We start from the raw sequence: 18,448 nt of genomic DNA, 5'->3' as shown, positions 1-18,448 counted from the left end.
GGACTCTTGCGCGGAATCCGGGTAGCGGTGATTTCGCTTCGCACTCAATGTCCCGCTGCGGTGGGCGCGTTCGCAGGGTCCCCGAGGCCCGGAGGGCGGGGCCGAACGGTCCTTCTTCGAGGGCCCTTTCGGCACACCGCCCGGGCCCTCGGCGTGTCAGCGATCCGACCCCAATACCCGGCGGACCAGAACGCGCCCCTTGGGTGTCCGCCGCGCGACCTCCGTGAAACCGGCGGCGAGGAAGAACGGCAGGGTGCCCGTGTAGGAGGCCGAGGCGCTCTTGTTGCTGGTGGCCGGGTCGACGGGGACCGCCTCGACGACCGTGCCGCCGCGCCGGGCGATCTCATCGAGCGCCGCCGCCAGCAGGGCACGGCTCACGCCACGGTGCCGCCACTCCTCCAGCACGAAGAAGCACGGCAGCACCCAGGGCTCGGCTCCGCCGGAGGTGGCGCCCGCGGGTTCGGGAGCGGTGTCGCGGGTGGTGTTCAGCCGCGGGAAGGCGTCGCGCCGGTCGAGGGCGCACCAGCCGACGGGCTCCCGCTCCTTGCCCGCGTACGCGATGAGTCCGGGAAACCTGGCCTCGCCCAGCAGTTGCTGCGCGGCCAGTCGCCCCGGTGCGGTGCGCGGCTCCCCCTTCGCCTCGCGCCACCACATGCACCAGCAGCCGCGGTTGCCGCCCATCCGACGGCAGAGGGCGGCGAAGTCGTCCCAGCGCTCCGGGGTCAGCGTCTCGACGTCGATGTGTACGGCGGCGGGGTGACGGGGCATGGAGGCGACCTCCTCGGCGCACGGGCGAACACGGGAGCGGCCACGGCTCGACCGCCGTGCGGCCACCGCAGTATGGCGCGAGCCCCCGTTCCCCGTCGCACCACGCCACGCCGAGCCCGGAGCGGGTTCGGCTCCGGCCTCCGCGGGCCGCCCTTCAGTTCCGGGCAGCCGTGGGCACGACCAGCACCGGGCAATGGGCACGGTGCAACAGCGCGCGGGCGACGGGGCTCAGGGAGCGGCCGAATCCGCCGCCGTTCCCCTGACGGGCAGCGATCACGACCACGTCCGCCGTCCGTGTGGCCTCCAGCAGTGCCGGCAAGCCGTCGAAGCGGGCCGCGTGGGTGCGGGCGTCGAACCGCGCGGGTGCTTCGCGGCGTTCGCGCTGTCGCACCAGGTCTTCCGCGGGTGACAGAACCCCCGGCCACCAGCCGCCGAGCATCACCCGATCCGCCACCGGACGCGGTCGCGGCGCTGCGGGCAGGACGTGCAGTCGGGCATGGCGGCGGTCGGCCTCCTGGAAGGCGCAGGCCGCGGCGTCGGCGTCGTCGTGCGTGGCGAGCAGCACTTCGCCGTACGGGTACGGAGGGCGGCTTCCCCGGACGACCAGCAGCGGACCGCGGATGCGGGCGGCCAGCCGGACGCCGACCGAGCCGAACACCGCTCCGGTGATCCCGCCCAGGCCTCGGCTGCCGACGACGGTGAGCGCGGCGTTCCTTCCGCGTTCCGCGAGGGCCGCCGCCGAGTGGCCGGCGACCGGCACGGTGGTGAGGGGAAGCGCGGGAAGGCGGGCGTGCACGCGGGCGGCGGCGGAGGACAGCACGGGCCCGGCCGTGTCCACGTCGAGGACTGCGTACACGATCTCCAGGCCGGTGCCGCGCAGAGCCGCCTCGTCCGCGGCCCGGTCCAGCGCCCGTACGGCGATGAGCGATCCGTCCACGCCGACGGTCACCTGAGCTGACGCCATGGCGCTTCCCCCTCGGTGAGTGGTGCCTAGGAGTGCGGGACGACCGCGACGGGGCAGTCGACGTGGTGCAGCACCGCGTGTGCGACGGAGCCGATGTGCGTGCCCAGGCGGGCTTCCCGCACCCGGCGTCCGACGACGACGAGGGACGCACCGGTCGAGGCGCGCAGCAGCTCGCTCGCGGCGCGCCCCTCGGAGACGGTCTCGGCGACGGTCACCTCGGGGAATTTCTCGCACCACGGGCGCAGGGTCGCGACGACCTGGTGCTCGTGCTCGGCCAGCAGTTCGGGGCCGGGCTGCGGGACGAGACGGTCCGCCGTGGCGTAGGGCGGCGGGGCTTTGAACGTGTGGATCACGTGCAGTGCGGCCCCGCAGCGCCGGGCGGACTCAAAGGCGAACTCCAGCACTTCGTCGCAGGGCCCGCCGGTGTCCAGGCCGAGGACGACATCGCGGTACGGGGTCGAGGGGATCTCGTCCGGGGAGACGCCGGACGGCACCGAGAAGTGTTCGTCGGCGGTGCTCTCGCCCGCCCGCACGAGCACCACGGGCCGCGGTGATCCGGCGACCACCCGCTGCGACACCGAACCGACCAGGAACCCGGCGACGCCGCTGAGCCCGCGGGAGCCGAGCACCAGCAGTTCGGCCTGCTCGGCCGCCGTGAGCAGGGCGGCGACCGGGGAGTCGGAGACGGCACGCTCGATGACACGCAGCTCGGGGTGGGCGGCGTGGACGCTGTTCGACGCCCGCACGAGGATCGCCTCGGCCCAGTTCCGCTGGGAGACGTCGGCGGGCACGGACGGAGTGGGACGCGGATGCCACTCCCAGGCGTGCAGCACACACAGCGCGGTTCCGCGGCGCAGGGCCTCCCGTGCCGCCCAGTGCGCGGCGGCGAGGCTCTCGGAGGAGCCGTCGATCCCCGCGGTGATGTGTCGCATCATGATCCGTACCTCCTGCTTCGGGCATCCGGGTCTGTCCGCGCCAGTACCTGCGCCTCTCTCTGTGTCGAGGGTCGTACCGTGACGGGCCCCCGCACAGGGGTCGCCCAGGCCCTTTCCCGGGCCCTTCGGCCCCCAGCCCCTTCGGCCCCATCCTGAGCTGTCCGCCAGGAGCTGTCTCGCCCAGCGGCGGGGCCGGTCGTGTGCACAGCACGTACGGCACGGCGAAACGAGCCGGTGCGGGGGCCGGACGGCCACCTGATGAGGGACATTCGGCCCCAGCGTTCTCGACGGGCGAAGCACGAACCTGAAGGCGAGCATGCGAAGCCGTACCCCCACGGGAGCGTCCATCGGACGGTTCACGGCGGATCCCCCGCCGAAGAAGCGTCCCCCGGGCGCCGGCTTCCGGAGCCGAAGGGAGGCCACGGTGTCCGTATCCGTTCCCGCTCTTGACACCAGGACCGTGACCGCGCTGGTGAAGGACGCCACTGCGGCACCGTCCCTGCACAACGCTCAGCCGTGGCGGTTCAGGTTCCTGCACGCAACCGGTGTCGTCGAGCTGTACGCCGATGCACAGCGGTCCCTGCCGCAGGCCGACCCGCAGGGCCGCGCCCTCCACATCAGCTGCGGCGCGGCCCTGTTCACGCTCCGCGTCGCCGCCGTCCATGCGGGCCGCGAGCCCCAGGTCACGCTGCTGCCCGACCGCACGCGGCCCGACCTGCTGGCAACGGTCGGCCTGTCCGCCCCCGCGGCGCCCGCCGACGGGCTCGCGGCGCTGTACCCGGCCATCGCCCGCCGGCACACCAGTCGCCTTCCCTTCGCCGACACCCCGATCCCGTCGGCCGTGCGCGACAGCCTGCGCGACGCTGCCCTGCGAGAGCACGCGGAACTCGTCTTCCCCGGCCCCTGGCATGTGCGAATGCTGCTGGATCTGACGCAGGACGCGGCATGGCGCGAGGCGTTGGCACCGGAGCGCACCGAGGAGCTGGCGCACTGGACACACCGCGGCGCCGACGCCGCGTCGGACGACGGGATTCCGGACTATGCGTTCGGCCCGCGCCGGCGGGGCGGCGGAGCCCCGGTCCGTGACTTCAGCGCCGGTGGACGCACCGCCGACCTGGGCACGGCCGACTTCGAGCGCGTTCCGCAGCTCGCGCTTCTCGGCACCGCCGACGACCGCCCGTACGACTGGCTGCGGGCGGGCCAGGCACTCCAGCACGTACTCCTCACGGCCACCGCCCACGAGCTGGTGGCCTCCCTGACCACACAGGCCCTCGAATGGCAGGACCTGCGCTGGGCCGCCCGCGACCCCCTGACGTCCATGGGGTACGTCCAGGCGGCGATCCGTCTCGGGTACGGGCCCATGGGTCCACGCAGCCCGCGCCGACCGGTGCGGGACGTGCTGGAGGTGGTGTGAAGCGCCACGCGCCCTTCGTCAACGCCCCTGCACACGCTCGGCGTTGAGCGCGTCCACCGCTCCCCCGGCGTCGCCGATCGTCGTGTAGTCCACCGCGACGAAGTTGACCGGGCGGCCGCGCTCCCGCTCGCAGGTGTGGACGCGGTCCAGGACGTCCTGGCGGCGGTTGACCTGGCCGGCGTCCAGGCGGCTGCCGCCGTCGATGGTGATGAAGTGGTTGAGGAGGAAGAGCCGTTTGTCCGTGCCCCCGCGGTGCGGTGCGCAGTTCATCTGCTGCTCGGACCGGAAGGCGAAGGGCGTCTCCATGCCGTACCGGTAGAAGTTCCGGTACCAGGGGGCGGGGCCGTCGGCCCGCTCCGCGAAGACGACCAGGCGGTGGCCGTCGTCGATCATGTCGCCGAGGGTGGGCCAGGGTTGCCGGGGGTCGTCGTCAGGGGTGTACAGCAGGTCCGTCAGCCCGGCCTGTTCTACGGCGTGGGCCGTTTCGGTGCCGCTGATGTCGTCCTGCACGATGAGGGTGAGGATCTCGGTGGGGTGCGCGCGCAGCCAGTCCCCCAACTCCCGCAGGGTCGGCACCAGTTCGAGTGCGCCCGCGCGGCACACGGAGTGGCACAGCCACAGTCCTTCGCGGGCGGGGTTGAACCGGTTGACCGCGTCCTGGACGAACCGCTGGGCCTCGGGCGGGATGTCGGACTCCTTCAGCCGCTCGGTGACGTCCTCGGGCCGCTCCCAGTGGTAGGTGTCGATCTGCAGCGCACGTACGCCGTCGTTGAGCTGGCCGGTGATGCCGGGGTCCTGGAGCGGGCCGATGAACCGGTCCGCCGTCGTGGACATCGCGTTGTGCGAGGTGAGTTGGGCGAGTTCGTCGTACGGCAGATCACACAGGCGGGTGCTGCCCTGGCAGACGCGGGCGTCCTGACCGGTGAAGGCGAGCGGTACCAGAGCCACTCCGGCCAGGGCGACGGCCGTGGCGCCGAGGGCGGGCACGGTCCGGGCCCGGCGGGTGGTGAAGGGGTCGGGGCGCCGCTCCATGAGCCGGGCGAGGCCGACGAGCAGGGCACCCACGAGCAGCGGCACGAGGGCGGTCGTCAGGGCGGCGGTGAGCAGGCGGTCGATGGCGGCGGTCTGCACATCGTCGACCAGCCGGGCCACCGACTCCGGCCAGGACTGTGGGGTTTCCAGCACCGTGCGCCCGGTCATCAGCCCGAGAACCAGAGACCCGGCCGCTGCCGTCAGGCCGCCCGCGCCGAGTGCCCAGCCCAGCTGCCGCAGCCGTACGGGCACGCTGCGCGGCCCGGTGAACCACAGGGCGGTGAGGGCCGCGACGGCCACCAGGACGGCCAGGGGTTCGACGACGCCGAGCGCGAGTCGGGTGACGGCGCGCGCCCGGTCGAGGGCGTCGACCGAGCCCGGTCCGAGGTCGGCCGCGATGTTCCAGGTGCCGCCGTCGGCCACTTTCCGCAGGTCCGCGGCGGCCGCGCGGGTGCGGTCGGAGAAGACGGCGGGGCCCACGGCGGCGAGCGCTCCGGCGACGTCGCCGTCCGCGAGGGCCACCTCGACATCGGGGCGCATCGCTGACCGCTCGCTCTCCGGTACGGCTCGCAGCAGTGTGTCGGCCGCGGTCGAGACCTGCTCCGGTGTCAGGGACAGGCTGGGCAGCCGGACCGGCGTCCGTCCCGTGGTGAGCCGGTTCACGGCCTGCTGGAGCTCGGTACGGAAGGCCGCGAAGTCGGGTTCGGGGCTCTCTTGAAGGGAGGCGACCAGGTCACCGAAGTAGACCTGGCTGAGGTCGGTGAGATTCGCCGCCAGGGGCCGGACGTCGACCGACAGGCGCAGCGGGTCCTCGTCGCCCCGCAGATGGGCGACGAGGTGTCCGATCTGCTCGTTGGTGAGGGCGCGGAGCGTCTCGGGCGGCAGCACCGTCTTCAGGTTGGACGTCACCGCCGCCTCCGGGACCGGCAGCCGTCCGAGCAGGTCCCGGGTGACGGGGCTGACCTGTGGGTCGACCAGGATCTGGTCGTAGAGGCGTGTGTAGGCGTGCTGGTCGTCGAGTACGGACCGGTAGAACCCGGCGTCGAGCACGGTGCTGCGCGCGGTGGCGGTGGCGATCACGACGGCGAGGGAGAGGACGGCGAGCACCCACGCCGCCAGGCGCCCCGCCTGCCTGCGTCCCGCACCGGTGCCCATGCCCTCATGCTCCGCCGCGCCGGTCAGGGCGGCGAGCCGAGCGCCCCGTGTGCCCCGCGCCTCCCTCAGGCGTCCGGCTTCCCGCCCGCGCGTTCGACGAGCGTCTCCGTGATGCCGAGCGCCGCCGCCATCACGCTGAGCTGCGGGTTGACCTCCGGGCAGGACGGCAGCACGGACGCGTCCGCGATCAGGACGCCGTGCACGCCGCGCAGCCTGCCCTCCGGGTCGGCCGGGGCGCGCTGGGGGTTGTCGCCCGCGGCGACCGTGCCGGTGGGGTGGAACGCCGAGAGGTGCAGGTGGCGGGCGTCCACTGCGGTGAGGAGCGCGTCGAGTTCGCCGAGGGAGCGGGCGCGGGGTGCGCGCGGGATGCCGGTGAGGACTTCGTGGGCACCCGCGGCGAAGAGGAGTCGGCCCATCGCGCGTACGGCGGTCATCAGCCGGTCGCCGTCGCGGCGGTCCAGGGCGTAGCGGACGAGGGTGCGCTCGCGGCCCTGGACTCGGCCCGAGGGGCGGTCGGCGATCATGGCGCCGAGGGTCGCGAGGTGGTCCGCTCTCTCCAGTTCGCGGCGCAGGGCGCGTCCGAGGCCCGGCAGGACGAAGCTGCTCATGCCCGGCGGGCTGGCGGTGGCCTCGATGAGGATGCCCTGGTCGTGGAGTTCCTCGATGCCGGCGCTCTGCAGCACGCCCTGCCAGGGGGTGACGGTTTCGGTGAAGCGTCCCGCGACGCTGGTGGCCGGGTGCACGCTGAGGTTGCGGCCCAGGCGCGGGTGGCCGCCGAGTCCCGAGCGGCGCAGCAGCGGCGGGGTCTGCAGTGCTCCGGCTGCGGTGATGACGAGCGGGCTGAGAATCTCCAGGTGGCTGCCGTCCGGCCGCCACACCTGGACGCCGGCGGCCCGTGGCTCTCCAGGGCGGTCGTGGTCCAGCAGGATCCGCCGTACCCGCGCACCCGTCACGATCCGCGCCCCGGCGGCGCAGGCGGCGGGCAGGACGGACAGTTGCACGCTCTGCTTGGCTCCGGTGGGGCAGCCCACCACGCACTGGCAGGAGCCCTGGCAGCCGGGGGCGTTACGGCGCAGGGGTGCGGCTTTCCAGCCGAGCCGCTCGGCACCGGCGAGGGCGAGCAGGCCGTTGTGGCCGAGGACGTCGAGGGGCTGGGTGGCGACGCGCAGGGTGCGTTCGATCTCGTCGAGCCAGGGTCCGAAGCGGTCGGCGAGCCGGAAGCCGTGGCGGTGGCTCCAGCGGTCCAGTACGGGGGCCGGAGTGCGGTAGCAGGTGCCGGAGTTGACCACGGTGGTGCCGCCGACGGCGCGTCCGACGGGCAGCAGGAGAGGCGGGTTGCCGAGGGCGAAGGTGGCGCCGCCGTCCCGGTACAGGTCGGCGAACCGGTCGAGCGGCGCCCGGCGCCCGAAGGAGGCCGTCGAGTGGTGTTCTCCCTCCTCCAGCACGACGACGCTCAGCCCGGCTCGGGCGAGCGTTCGGGCGGCCACGGCGCCGCCTGCCCCGGACCCCACCACCACCGCGTCGGCGGTCGAGCGGCCGGGCCATGCGTGGGCGGGCGTGCAGTCCAGGGGTGGGTCCGCGGGCGCCGGCCCGTGTGTGGGTCCGCCCGGCAGCGCGAGCAGCCGCTCGGTGCCCGCGGCCAGCAGGACGGGGACCTTGAGGACGTCCAGCAGCGGTGCAAGTGCGGGGCGTCCGGCGAGCGCGCCGAGGACCTCCTCGCGTCCGTCGGGGTCGAGAGCCGCCAGGCCTCTGCCTGTGCGGGCGACGGCATACACCTCGACAGCCGCGACGGCGGCGTGCACTCCCGCTCGCGCGGGCCCGGGCATGGAGGCGAGGACGGCGTCCAGACGGTTTGGCACCCGGGCGGGCCAGCCGTCGTCGCCGGTGTCGGCTAGCAGTGCGGCGACGAACCCGTCGGCGCTCACCGGACGCCCGGTTCAGGGTGCGCGGTGGCGTCGAGAGTCCGGGCGGCTTCGGGGCGATCGGGCACGCGGGCGGCCCACTCCTGGGTGCCTGCGTCGGCCGACAGCGCGGTTTCGAACCCCTCGGCACTCACCTCTGTTGTGTGGGCGATGGCATCCAGGGTCCAGACAGCTTCCGGGCGGTCGGGCCCCCTGGCGGCCCGCTCCTCGTCCCCCGTGCGAGCCGTCGGCGCGGCTGCAAGCCCCTCGGCGCGGGGATCGGCGAACAACACGGCGCAGACCTCCTCGCCCGTCACCGCTCGCCCACCTCCGCGTGTGCGGTGGCCCCCAGGGTCCAGGCGGTCTCGGGGCGCCAGCGGCCCCACCAGCGCTCCAGCACGACGCGCGCGTCGGCGGACTCGCTGTTGCGGCATGTGGCGCGGGAGCCGTCCGGATCGCGGTAGTCGAGGGTGAGGGTGCGGTCGGCGGGCTGGGTGACCTCGACGCGGATGCGGCGCAGGGCCGTGCGGCCGGTGACGGTCCATTCGGGCAGGCCGATCCGGGCCCGGAACCGTGCGAGACCCAGCAGGCCGATCGCCGGTCGCTCCGCGCGCCGTGGCCAGGTGCGGCCGTGGTGTCGCAGGCGCAGGAAGACCAGGGGCGGCAGCCGGCGCAGGCCCGGGCGGGTGGAGACCGCCGCGACGATCTCCAGTACGTCGCCGCCGCCCAGGTCGGCGTGGAGCCAGGCCCAGCGCCGGGCGTTGCCGTGTCCGTAGATGCGGGCCGAGGCGCCGGGTGCGCCGTGCAGGGTCAGCTTCTGTTCCCCATAGGAGAAGGTCCCGTCGTACGTGGCCCGCGCGGCCGGGAGCATCTGGGCGGCGGGCAGCAACGCTCGGCGCCAGGACCAGCGCGGGAAGGTGAACAGCGGTGGCCCCTCGGCCCGTTCGGCGAGGTCCCAGGCGAACTCCCCTGCTGTGCCGGTGAGTCGGCCGGGTGTGGCGGCGACCCGGTCCGCCGTGAACCCGTCCGCGGGCTTCGTCCAGGGCACGGGCCCGAAGCGGGCGTGGCGTACCTCGCCCGCGCGGGGGAAGGCCGCGGCCCAGCCGTGGGCGGTCGGCTCGGATCCGTCGGCGGGCGCGGTCAGTTCGTGGTGCAGCCACAGGCCGGTGCCGCTTTGCGGGTCCGTGAGGGTCGTGTACCAGACCTCGGTGCGGCCCGGTGCGCCGTTCCAGCGCGGCGCGAGGTGTTCCGCGCCGGTGTCGCGCCGGGGGAAGCGGAAGCTGAGGAGGAAGGGCGCGAGGCCGGTCGCGAGCGGGAAGCGCAGCGCTCCCTCGCCCACCCGCGCCGCGTCTTCGTACAGCGTGAACGGCAGGACGGTCATCGACGTGACAGGGTTGCGGGGTGTCACGGATTTCCAGCCGTCGAGGGTGAGGACGCGGCCGTTCGCGGTGAACGTCAGCCGGTAGCGGATACGACGCCGGGCCAGCGGTGACACCTCCAACTCGCCCTCGGCGCAGGGGTCGTCGGCCCATCCCGTGATCCGGACCCGGCCGCTGAGCCGGGCCTCGGTCGTGCGGTGCGGGAGCAGGATCCGGTCGGCCTCGGCCCGCAGGTCGAGGCGGATGCGGCGGACCTGCTTCGTGTGCTGTTCGCCGTCGAGGAGGACGGTGCCGAGCATCGTCTCGGTGAACGCGGTGCCCCTCACGCGAGGTCCTCCAGCATGATGCGTTCGGTGGCCTCCAGGTAGGCGTCGGCCGCGGTGTGCGCCCGTCGGGCATCGCCGGCGATCACGGCTTCCACCACCGGCGCCAGCCGTGCGTGCGCCGCCGCGGGGTCGGTGAAGGGCCCGCTGAGTGCGGCGCGCACGGGCAGGTAGGCGTTGAAGAGCGTGTTCGTGAGCAGGACGTAGACCCGGTTGCCGGTGGCCCGGGCGAGTGCGCGGTGCACTTCCACGTCGGCCAGCTGTACCGCGTCGGTGCCCTCGGCCTGCCGTACGGCTTCCAGCAGTGCGCGCAGTTCGTCGTGCTGGGCGGGGGTGGCCCGGGAGGCGGCCTGCTCGGCGATCAACGTGCCGACGCCGCGCCGCACTTCGAAGACCTCGCGGACCCATCGGGCGTCGTGGCGGACGAGCATGGGCAGCAGGTCCGCGCCGCCGAGGCGCGCGTAGTCGCGCACTCGGGTACCGACACCGTGCCGGGTCTCCAGCAGGCCCGCCTGGACGAGCCGTCCGAAGGCGTGCTTGAGGGTGGTGCGCGTGACGCCGTAGCCGTCGGCGAGCTGCCGCTCCGGGGGCAGGTAACTTCCCGTCGGATGACGGCCGTTGAGGATGTCCTCGCGCAGCCGGTCCTCCAGGACGTCCACGATCGTCTCGCGCGGCAGTGCCTCCACGGTGTCCCCCGGAGTAGGTGGCTGACTGGTTCAGTGGCTCAGCCACTGAACCAGCGCGCCTCGTCCACGGTCAACCCCTGGTCGGGAAAGGCTTCTTGGGGAGCGTGCCCCGCCGGCTCAGCCGACCCCGTCCGCGTCGCGCGATTCATCAGGGTCCAGGCACAGCGCATTCACCCGCTGGACGAGGTTGCTGGCGAAGCCGCCGCGGTTCCACGGCTGGTCCAGGGGCTGGGTGTGGCCCTCGGCGTCGGTGGCCCGGGCGCTGAGGACATGGCTGCCGGGTGTGGCGTCCCAGAGGAAGGTCCACCGGCGCCAGGCCCAGCGGTGGCCGGTGTCCGGCTCCAGTTCCGCCGGGTGCCAGGAACGGCCCGCGTCGGTGCTCACCTCGACCCCGGTCACCGGGGCTCGGCCCGACCAGGCGCGTCCGGCCAGCGGTACGGCGCCGGGGCGTACCACCCTGGCCCGGGACATGAAGTCCGGGAAGCCGGGCGGGATCAGCAGGGCGCGCGGCGCGATCCGGGTGACGGGTTCGCCCGGGTCCCCGGCGTGCTGACGGAGCCGGTAGGCCACGGCCTGCTGGAACCCGTCGAAGGGGGTGTCGATGACCGTGATGTCGCGCAGCCATTTCACGTGCGCCATGCCGTACCAGCCGGGCACCACCAGGCGCAGCGGTTGGCCGTGCTGCGGCGGCAGCGGGCCACCGTTCATCTCGTACGCGACGAGCATCTCGGGCTCGCCACCGGTGGCCATGTCGAGCGGGAGCGCGCGCTGATAGTCCTGCTCGACGCCACGCTCGACGCCGTGGTCGGCGCCGGTGAAGACCACGTCCACAGCGTCCGGTTCGACGCCGGCCTCGGCGAGCAGGAGGCGCAGCGGTACCCCGGTCCACTCGGCCGTGCCGACCGCCTCCACCAGCCACGGCTGACTGACCGGCCGGGGCGTCAGCAGGGCCCGGCCGTTGCCCGCGCACTCCATGGTCACCCGCACGGTCGCCGCCGGGAACGACCTGAGGTCGTCGATGCCCAGCCGCAGGGGGCGTCGTACGCGACCGCCGAGGGTCAGCTGCCACGGGGTGTCGTCGACGTACGGAATGTCGTAGTGCGTCAGCACATAGTGCAGCCCGGGCGGTGTGACGTCGTAGCGCAGCGCCTCCAGCGGCAGTCCGTGGTTGCGGGCGGCGAGAGCCAGCTCCTCCTGGCTGATGCCCTCGTCCGGGCCGGCCAGCCGAGCGGCGGAACTCACGTCATCGAGCCGATGTCCCATGCCGACACGGTCCCAGCCCGTCGTGGTCGGCGCCAGTCCGGGGAATGTTCTGCAATTGCTTCAAACCCGGGCGCCCTGTCACAGCAGCACCACACGTAGATCACGATCTTGGCGGAACGGAAGGCTCCGGGCCAAGATGCCCCGCATGAAGGGTGATCTCTTTTCCAATGACCACATGGTGCAGCCCGCCCTCGAGCCGGGCATGACCATTCAGAACGCCAAGTCGATCAAGTACGCCGTCAATGGCGACATGTTCGCGCGGCAGGGGGCGATGATCGCCTTCCGGGGGAATCTGCAGTTCGAGCGCAAGGGCCAGGGCGTGGGCGGCATGCTCAAGCGCGCGGTCACCGGCGAGGGACTGCCGCTGATGACCGTGCGGGGGCAGGGCGAGGCCTGGTTCGCGCACGAGGCGCAGAACTGTTTCATCGTCGACATCGAGCCCGGCGACGTCTTCACGGTCAACGGCCGCAACGTGCTGTGCTTCGACTCCACGTTGTCGTACGAGATAAAGACCGTGAAGGGCGCGGGTATAACCGGCGGCGGCCTGTTCAACAGCGTGTTCACCGGCTACGGCAGGCTCGGGCTGATCTGCGAGGGCAACCCGCTGGTCATCCCCGTCTCGCCGCAGCAGCCGGTGTTCGTCGACACGGACGCGATCGTGGGCTGGACCGCCCATCTGCACACCTCGCTGCACCGGTCACAGTCGATCGGTTCGATGATCCGCGGCGGTTCCGGCGAGGCCGTGCAGCTGAAACTGGAGGGCGAGGGCTACGTCGTGGTCCGGCCCAGCGAGGTGACGCCGCAGAAGACGCAGCAGCACTGAACCGACCCCACGTACGACGAAGGGTGCCCCGCCGTGCGGCGGGGCACCCGTACCTCGTACGTCAGTCGACTGTCGTCAGTGACCGGCGGCCGGGGTGTTGGCCGAGGTGACGTTGACCGCGGCCCAGGCCTTGTTCACCGTCTTGTACTCGGTGCTGCTCGCGCCGTACAGGTCGGCGGCCGCCTTGAGGGTGGCCTTGCGCGCGTCGTGGAAGTCGGTCGTGGAGACCATGTACCGGGTCAGCGCGCGGTAGAAGATCGCCGTGGCCTTGGTGCGCCCGATGCCGCTCACCGTCGAACCGTCGATCGTGGGCGAGTTGTACTTCACGCCGCCGATCGTCTTGCGGCCACTGCCCTCGGCGAGGAGGTAGTAGGCGTGCGAGGAGACGCCGGAGCCCGCGTGGACCTCGGTGTCGTAGGACGCGGGAGACCAGTAGTCGATCGTGCCCTCGAGCTTGTCGAGCGAGGGGTGGTCGAGGCGGCGCAGGAACTTCTGCTCCAGCCCGAGCTTCTCGCCGAGGAGGTAGTTCGGCGGGTTGTTCGGGTTGTTGGCGGAGAACTCGACGTTCGAGCCGAAGATGTCGGCGAGCGACTCGTTGAGCGCACCGGGCTCACCGAACTGGTTGCCCTGCGCGTCCACGCGCGTGGGCTCCAGGCCGGCGGTCGCGTCGACGACGCCGTGGGTCAGCTCGTGGCCCGTGACGTCGAGGACGACGAGCGGCTTGGTGAACAGCTCACCGTCACCGTCGCCGTAGAGCATGCAGCCGCAGGTCGAGTCCCAGAAGGCGTTGCCGACCTTGTTGCCGAAGTGGACCATCGCGCGGGCACCGGTGCTGTTGTTCTTGATGCCCTTGCGGCCGAAGGTCTTCTTGTAGAAGTCCAGCGTCTTGGTGATGCCGTACTGGGCGTCGACCGCCGCGGTGGTCCGGCTGGAGGTGGTGCCGGTGCCCCACTTGTTGTCGCCGTCGGTGAACTTCTTGCCGCGCGCGAAGTCCTCCAGCTCCTGGCCCCTGGAGTCCCGGGTCTCGGTGTTCCACCGGGTCGGGTCCTTGAGCACGTAGGTGGTGCTCGCGGTCCGCGTGGTCTTCAGCGTCACCGTGCCGACGAAGAGCGACTTGCCGCTTCCGGTGGCGGTGGACGGGTAGAGGCCGGCGCCCTGCCCCGTCGCGAGCGCGGACGGCGCGGTGCGGACGCCGATGCCCGTCTCCGGGCTCAGCTTCTCGCCGCGCTTGCGCAGGGTCTTGTCGAGCGAGGGCGAGATGAACTCGTCGCTGACGGGGGTGTTGCTGCGGATGTGGCCGGTCCGGGCGTCCACGACGACCGTGCGGGAGCCGCCGGCCTCGGTGGTGTCGCTGTCGCTGACCTGGACCTGGTACGCGAGGACCGCCGAGCCGTCCCGGGCGTCGACGACGAGCTGAGCGCTGCCCGCGTCGCCCTTGGCGGCCGCGGCGGCCTTCTGCTCGGCCTGCTGCGCCGTCAGCTTCGCCTTGACGGTGACCGGCTTGACCACGTGGTCGGCGGCCCGGGTCACACCGAGATAGGTGGACTGCTTGCTGAGGTGGACGACGAGGTCGCCGCCCAGCACGGGCATACCGCCGTGGGCGCGCACGAACCGGACGTGCTGCTTGCCGTCCGGGTCGACCATGACGTCCTTGGCCTCCAGGGTGTCGCCCTGGGTGACACCGGTGGCCGACGCGTGGGCGAAGGCGGCCGCCTTGGCCGCGTCCACCGCGGAGGAGGCCGAATTCGCCGCGAGCGCGGGCGAGTCGGGCGTGGTCGCGAGAGCCTGGCCCGCCGAGAGCGTGGCCGCCGTCGTCACCGCGACGGCTATCGCCAGGCGGCGTATGTGGGGTCTACGCACTGAGTTCCTTTGGACATGGGGCGGCCGGGATCGCCAACCGCCCTGACACACAGCGCTGTTGGGCACCGTGGGGGCTGTCGGGCCCCGAGGCGACACCTTCACCGATTCACCATGTACATGTAAAGAAGAAAGATCCCTTTTACGACTTTCAAGGCGATCTCTTTACGAATGTTCACTTCTCGGTGACCAGAAGGTGACCAACTGTGTGCTGACTGTGCGTCGTCCGGACAGATGCGAACGCGGAAGAGGTGGTTGCCTCGCCGCTCCCGTTGACACGTGGATGTGACCGACGTCGCACCGTCTCCGGCCCGGAGCAGACGGACGGGCCGGAGACCAAGGGAGGTCAGACCGCGCGGTGAGCGAGGGAGGCGAGCAGGGTGCGCAGGTCCTCGACGGGCCGCGGAGCCAGGGCGGCGTCGGCCAACAGGACGTCCGCCGCGGCGAGATGGCGGCGCGCCTCGCACAGGGCCGCGGTCCGGCCGCCCGCCTGCTCGACGAGCACGGCCGCCCGGCGTACGGCCGCGTCGTCCAAGGCGGTGCGGGAGGCGAGGAGTTCGGCGAGCGCCGACCGACCGGGCGCGTTCAGGGCGGCGAGGACCGGGAAGGTCTTCTTCCCCTGCCGCAGGTCACTGTGGACCGGTTTGCCGGTGATGGATGGATCGCCCCAGATGCCGAGAAGGTCGTCGGCGATCTGGAAGGCCACGCCGAGATGGCGCCCGGCGCGGTCCAGGGCGACGACCGCCTGCCGCTGCGCCCCTGCGAGTTGGGCGCCCAGGGCGAGCGCACAGCCGAGCAGGGCGCCCGTCTTGTGCTCGGCCATCGCCGCGTACTCCGCCGCGCCGACCGCCTCGGGGCCGGTCCAGGGACGGTGCGCGAACAGCAGGTCGTCCGCCTGACCGCGGACCAGGTCGTTCAGGGCCCCCGTGAGCTGCCGAACGGCCCCCGCGAGATGCGGCGTCGCGGGCGCCGCGACGAGCGTCTCGACGGCCAGGGCGAAGAGCGCGTCCCCGGCGAGGACGGCGGGGCCGGTGCCGTACGCCTTCCAGACGGCGGGACGGCCGCGGCGCATCGCGTCGCCGTCCATGATGTCGTCGTGCAGCAACGAGAAGGTGTGCACGAGCTCCACCGCGACCGCGGCCGGCACACCCGCCTCGGCGGGAGCCCCGGCCGCCTCGGCCCCCAGCACGGCCAGCGCCTGCCGCACACCCTTGCCCGGACTGTGCGCGGCGGTGCCGCCGCCCACCTCGCAACGGCCCAGGGCGTACCCGGCCATCTCCCCCACCCAGGGGTGCAGGCCACCGATCGCCCCGGCCAGCGCGGGGGCGACCAGCTCGCGGGAGCGGCGCAGGATGTGGGCGGCGTCGGCGGCCAGGACGTCCGGCATCGTACGGACCGAGGCGGAGGCGGTGGGCGTCATCGGGTGGCCTCCGGGCGCGTGTCCACGAGGCGGGTGGTGGCGTCGGCCGGGGCGAGAGGCGCTTCGGAGGGGTCCTGGTTCGCGTGCTGGTGCGCGAGGCCGAGCGGGGTGCGCTGTTCGGTGAGGCCGAGGTGCGCCGACTGTTCCGCGCGGCCGTGCTGCACCTGGTCCTGCGTGAGCTCCGGCTCAGAGGGCCGTTCCGTGAACCCGAGTTCCGCCCGCGCCCGCTCGACCATCCGCTGGGCGTGCCGCAACCCGATGCCTTCCAGCACGTGGGCCAGTTCGGTCAGCTCGGCGGCGGTCTCCGCGCGGTCGTGGCCCAGTCGGGCCCGTGACTTGACGAGGCCGAGGCGGGAGAGGGCGCGGCCCCGCGGTTCGCTCATGGCCTCGAACTCCGCGAGGGCTTGCGCGTAGACGTCGCGGGCCTCGGCGTAACGTCCGGCCCGGTAGAGGACGTTGCCGCGCATCTTGTGGTTGTAGGCGAGCGCGCCCGACAGGTTCATCGCCCGGCAGGACACCTCCGCCTCGCTCAGCAACTCCAGCGCGCGCCCGGTGTCGTGGTCGCGCACGGAGACGATGTCGGCGAGGCCGCGCAGGGCCCAGGCATGCCCGCGCCGGTCCTCGGCACGCGCCGATATCTCGGCGGCCTCCTCGAACAGGGCGTACGCCGTGTCGTAGGCGCCGGTGTTGCGGTGTATCTGCGCGATGCCCTCAAGCGCCCACACCGTGTGCCGGGCCTCGCCGCGCTTGCGGGCCTCCGCCAGGAGCTGCTCGTGCAGGGTGGTCACGGCCGCGTAGTCACCCTGGATGCGGCCGGTCTCCGCCATGCCCGCCAGGGAGTAGCCGCGTACGACCACATCCCCGGCGTGCTCGCCGAGTTCGGCGGCCAGCCGCAGCAGCCGCCAGGCCAGCGGGAACGCGCCACGCTGCCGGGCGAGCGTGCCACCGCTCCACAGCGCCCAGGCCATCGCCGCCAGGTCCCCCGCTTCGCGGGCGGTGCGGTAACTCGTCTTCCATGCCCGCTCCGCGTCCGCCACCTGCCCCAGCCGGCGGTGCGCCTCGGCGACGGCCAGCCCGGATCGGGCGGCCTCGCCCCGCGCCCCGCTGCGTTCCGCGGCCCGCAGTTGCTCGGTGCCGGCCGCGAGGACGTCGGTCAGCGAGGAGTTCACGGACAGGGTGGTCAAAGCGCCCTGGTACTCCGGGGCGAAGGCCTTGCCGTACATGAGTGCCTTTCGGTCTGCCACGCGTCGCCCGGCCTCCGCCTGCCGACACGTGATGCTGGCTGCTTGCGAACGGGGCACTCGACTCGGCTATGCCTTCGATGTATACATGGCAGGTATACATCGAAGGTATAGTGCGACGGATTTCCACCCGGGAATCCCTGGCCTGCTATGGCTGACGCGCTACCCGCCCGTTGCCGATCAAGACGACACCCGCGCCCGCAAGGTTGCCTCCGCATTCGAGGAAGCTCGAAATCCCCTGGTCAGCATGGCGCTTGGCCCCATACCGAGGGGAAATATGTTGACGCGCCGCCCCGGGCCGGAGTCCGATGGGCATCATCCGCCGCCCCGTACGGCCCACTCCGCCGCCGCTCCGCCCCCGCCCGGTTCTCCCCGGCGAAGAAAGGCACCGATGCCCGCGTCCCCGATGCATGCCGACGAGGTGCACCTCGATGCCTCGCTCGTACGACGACTGCTGGCCGCCCAGTTCCCCCAGTGGGCCGACCTGCCGCTGAAGCGCTTCCCGTCGACCGGCACCGTCAACGCGCTCTTCCGGCTCGGCGACGACATGGCGGTGCGCATGCCCCGTGTCCCGGCGGGCGCCGACGACGTGGACAAGGAACACCACTGGCTGCCCCGGCTCGCTCCGCTGCTCCCGCTGCGCGTCCCCGAGATCCTCGCCCTCGGCGCGCCCGGCGAGGGCTACCCGTGGTCCTGGACGGTGCAGCGCTGGCTCGACGGCGAGCCGCCCATGGCCGGGCATCTCGCCGACCCGCGTGCCCTGGCCGCCGACCTCGGCGACTTCGTCGCCGCGATGCAACAGGTGGACCTGCCCGGCGGACCGCCCGCCTATCGGGGCGGCCCGCTGGCGACGGTGGACGCCGAGACGCGCTCCGCCATCAAGGAACTGCGCGGCACCATCGACACGGCGGCCGCCACCGCCGCCTGGGAGGCGGCCCTGAGCGTGCCGGTGTGGTCGGGCCCGCCCCTGTGGCTCCACTCCGATCTGATGCCCGGCAACCTGCTCACCCACCGGGGCCGCCTGACCGCCGTCCTCGACTTCGGCACGCTCGGCACCGGCGACCCCGCCTGCGACCTCATCGCCGCCTGGTATCTCCTGCCCGCCGAAGCACGGGACACCTTCCGCCGCGCCACCGGCGCCGACGACGCCGCCTGGCTCCGCGGCCGCGGCTGGGCCCTGTCCATGGGCCTCCACCAACTCCCCTACTACCGCACCACCAACCCGGCGTTCGCCGCCGACGCCGAGCACGTCATCCGGGAGGTCCTCGCCGAGTGCGGCTGAGCACC

At 73.0% G+C, this 18,448-nt stretch carries 15 protein-coding genes; 3 read left to right on the top strand and 12 right to left on the bottom strand.

Annotated elements, in window-relative coordinates; translation table 11 throughout:
• Positions 1-156: 156 nt before the first annotated feature.
• The 3 genes from AB5J56_RS43520 to AB5J56_RS43510 all read right to left on the bottom strand — a co-directional run bounded on the left by AB5J56_RS43520 (position 157) and on the right by AB5J56_RS43510 (position 2,667).
• Positions 157-768: an N-acetyltransferase family protein gene (locus AB5J56_RS43520; protein ID WP_369241793.1), complete on the bottom strand. Its 612-nt coding sequence runs from the start codon at positions 766-768 to the stop codon at positions 157-159.
• A gap of 154 nt (positions 769-922) precedes the next feature.
• Positions 923-1,732 carry a universal stress protein gene (locus tag AB5J56_RS43515; RefSeq protein WP_369241791.1) on the bottom strand — a complete coding sequence of 270 codons (810 nt, stop codon included), beginning with the start codon at positions 1,730-1,732 and terminating at the stop codon, positions 923-925.
• Between the two features lie 26 nt (positions 1,733-1,758).
• Complete coding sequence (locus AB5J56_RS43510; RefSeq protein ID WP_369241789.1) at positions 1,759-2,667, bottom strand: universal stress protein; 909 nt, start codon at positions 2,665-2,667, stop codon at positions 1,759-1,761.
• 424 nt (positions 2,668-3,091) lie between these two features.
• Here AB5J56_RS43510 and AB5J56_RS43505 point away from each other — a divergent pair, with 424 nt between their 5' ends.
• Positions 3,092-4,081, top strand: a complete 990-nt coding sequence (locus tag AB5J56_RS43505; protein ID WP_369241787.1) for a nitroreductase — start codon at positions 3,092-3,094, stop codon at positions 4,079-4,081.
• Positions 4,082-4,099: 18 nt separating this feature from the next.
• On the opposite strand, the gene AB5J56_RS43500 is transcribed toward AB5J56_RS43505, so the two are convergent.
• From AB5J56_RS43500 to AB5J56_RS43475, 6 genes are all read right to left on the bottom strand, one after another.
• The gene (locus AB5J56_RS43500) at positions 4,100-6,268 is read right to left on the bottom strand and encodes a PI-PLC domain-containing protein (RefSeq protein ID WP_369241785.1); all 2,169 of its coding nucleotides are present in this window, start codon (positions 6,266-6,268) and stop codon (positions 4,100-4,102) included.
• A gap of 65 nt (positions 6,269-6,333) precedes the next feature.
• Complete coding sequence (locus tag AB5J56_RS43495) at positions 6,334-8,193, bottom strand: GMC family oxidoreductase N-terminal domain-containing protein (RefSeq protein WP_369241783.1); 1,860 nt, start codon at positions 8,191-8,193, stop codon at positions 6,334-6,336.
• Positions 8,190-8,486, bottom strand: a complete 297-nt coding sequence (locus AB5J56_RS43490) for a hypothetical protein (protein ID WP_369241781.1) — start codon at positions 8,484-8,486, stop codon at positions 8,190-8,192. The genes AB5J56_RS43495 and AB5J56_RS43490 overlap by 4 nt, the downstream gene beginning before the upstream one ends.
• A complete protein-coding gene (locus AB5J56_RS43485; RefSeq protein ID WP_369241779.1) occupies positions 8,483-9,874 on the bottom strand; it encodes a hypothetical protein in 1,392 nt (463 codons plus the stop codon). Before AB5J56_RS43485 ends, AB5J56_RS43490 begins: the two co-directional genes overlap by 4 nt.
• Positions 9,871-10,557, bottom strand: coding sequence for a FadR/GntR family transcriptional regulator (locus AB5J56_RS43480; protein ID WP_369241777.1), 687 nt, complete (start codon positions 10,555-10,557; stop codon positions 9,871-9,873). Before AB5J56_RS43480 ends, AB5J56_RS43485 begins: the two co-directional genes overlap by 4 nt.
• A gap of 117 nt (positions 10,558-10,674) precedes the next feature.
• On the bottom strand, positions 10,675-11,820 hold the full coding sequence (locus AB5J56_RS43475) for a sulfite oxidase (protein ID WP_369241775.1): 1,146 nt from the start codon (positions 11,818-11,820) through the stop codon (positions 10,675-10,677).
• A gap of 145 nt (positions 11,821-11,965) precedes the next feature.
• Here AB5J56_RS43475 and AB5J56_RS43470 point away from each other — a divergent pair, with 145 nt between their 5' ends.
• Positions 11,966-12,643: an AIM24 family protein gene (locus AB5J56_RS43470; RefSeq protein ID WP_369241773.1), complete on the top strand. Its 678-nt coding sequence runs from the start codon at positions 11,966-11,968 to the stop codon at positions 12,641-12,643.
• A gap of 75 nt (positions 12,644-12,718) precedes the next feature.
• On the opposite strand, the gene AB5J56_RS43465 is transcribed toward AB5J56_RS43470, so the two are convergent.
• The 3 genes from AB5J56_RS43465 to AB5J56_RS43455 form a co-directional block, all read right to left on the bottom strand.
• Positions 12,719-14,503, bottom strand: coding sequence for a M4 family metallopeptidase (locus AB5J56_RS43465; RefSeq protein ID WP_369241771.1), 1,785 nt, complete (start codon positions 14,501-14,503; stop codon positions 12,719-12,721).
• Between the two features lie 343 nt (positions 14,504-14,846).
• Positions 14,847-15,887: a polyprenyl synthetase family protein gene (locus AB5J56_RS43460; protein WP_369243143.1), complete on the bottom strand. Its 1,041-nt coding sequence runs from the start codon at positions 15,885-15,887 to the stop codon at positions 14,847-14,849.
• Between the two features lie 29 nt (positions 15,888-15,916).
• Positions 15,917-17,143, bottom strand: coding sequence for a tetratricopeptide repeat protein (locus AB5J56_RS43455; protein WP_369243141.1), 1,227 nt, complete (start codon positions 17,141-17,143; stop codon positions 15,917-15,919).
• Positions 17,144-17,552: 409 nt separating this feature from the next.
• Between AB5J56_RS43455 and AB5J56_RS43450 the strand changes: the two genes are divergently transcribed.
• Positions 17,553-18,443, top strand: a complete 891-nt coding sequence (locus AB5J56_RS43450) for an aminoglycoside phosphotransferase family protein (RefSeq protein WP_369241769.1) — start codon at positions 17,553-17,555, stop codon at positions 18,441-18,443.
• Positions 18,444-18,448: the final 5 nt, after the last annotated feature.

The sequence above is a fragment of the Streptomyces sp. R21 genome (assembly GCF_041051975.1).
GTDB lineage: Bacteria > Actinomycetota > Actinomycetes > Streptomycetales > Streptomycetaceae > Streptomyces.
This window is presented reverse-complemented; position numbering and strand designations above follow the sequence as displayed.

Excerpts from the sequence above, each read along its gene's own strand:
- AB5J56_RS43520 (WP_369241793.1), bottom strand. The coding sequence starts at position 768 with ATGCCCCGTCACCCCGCCGCCGTACACATCGACGTCGAGACGCTGACC.
- AB5J56_RS43515 (WP_369241791.1), bottom strand. The coding sequence starts at position 1,732 with ATGGCGTCAGCTCAGGTGACCGTCGGCGTGGACGGATCGCTCATCGCC.
- AB5J56_RS43510 (WP_369241789.1), bottom strand. The coding sequence starts at position 2,667 with ATGATGCGACACATCACCGCGGGGATCGACGGCTCCTCCGAGAGCCTC.
- AB5J56_RS43500 (WP_369241785.1), bottom strand. The coding sequence starts at position 6,268 with ATGGGCACCGGTGCGGGACGCAGGCAGGCGGGGCGCCTGGCGGCGTGG.
- AB5J56_RS43475 (WP_369241775.1), bottom strand. The coding sequence starts at position 11,820 with ATGGGACATCGGCTCGATGACGTGAGTTCCGCCGCTCGGCTGGCCGGC.
- AB5J56_RS43470 (WP_369241773.1), top strand. The coding sequence starts at position 11,966 with ATGAAGGGTGATCTCTTTTCCAATGACCACATGGTGCAGCCCGCCCTC.
- AB5J56_RS43460 (WP_369243143.1), bottom strand. The coding sequence starts at position 15,887 with ATGCCGGACGTCCTGGCCGCCGACGCCGCCCACATCCTGCGCCGCTCC.
- AB5J56_RS43455 (WP_369243141.1), bottom strand. The coding sequence starts at position 17,143 with ATGTACGGCAAGGCCTTCGCCCCGGAGTACCAGGGCGCTTTGACCACC.
- AB5J56_RS43450 (WP_369241769.1), top strand. The coding sequence starts at position 17,553 with ATGCCCGCGTCCCCGATGCATGCCGACGAGGTGCACCTCGATGCCTCG.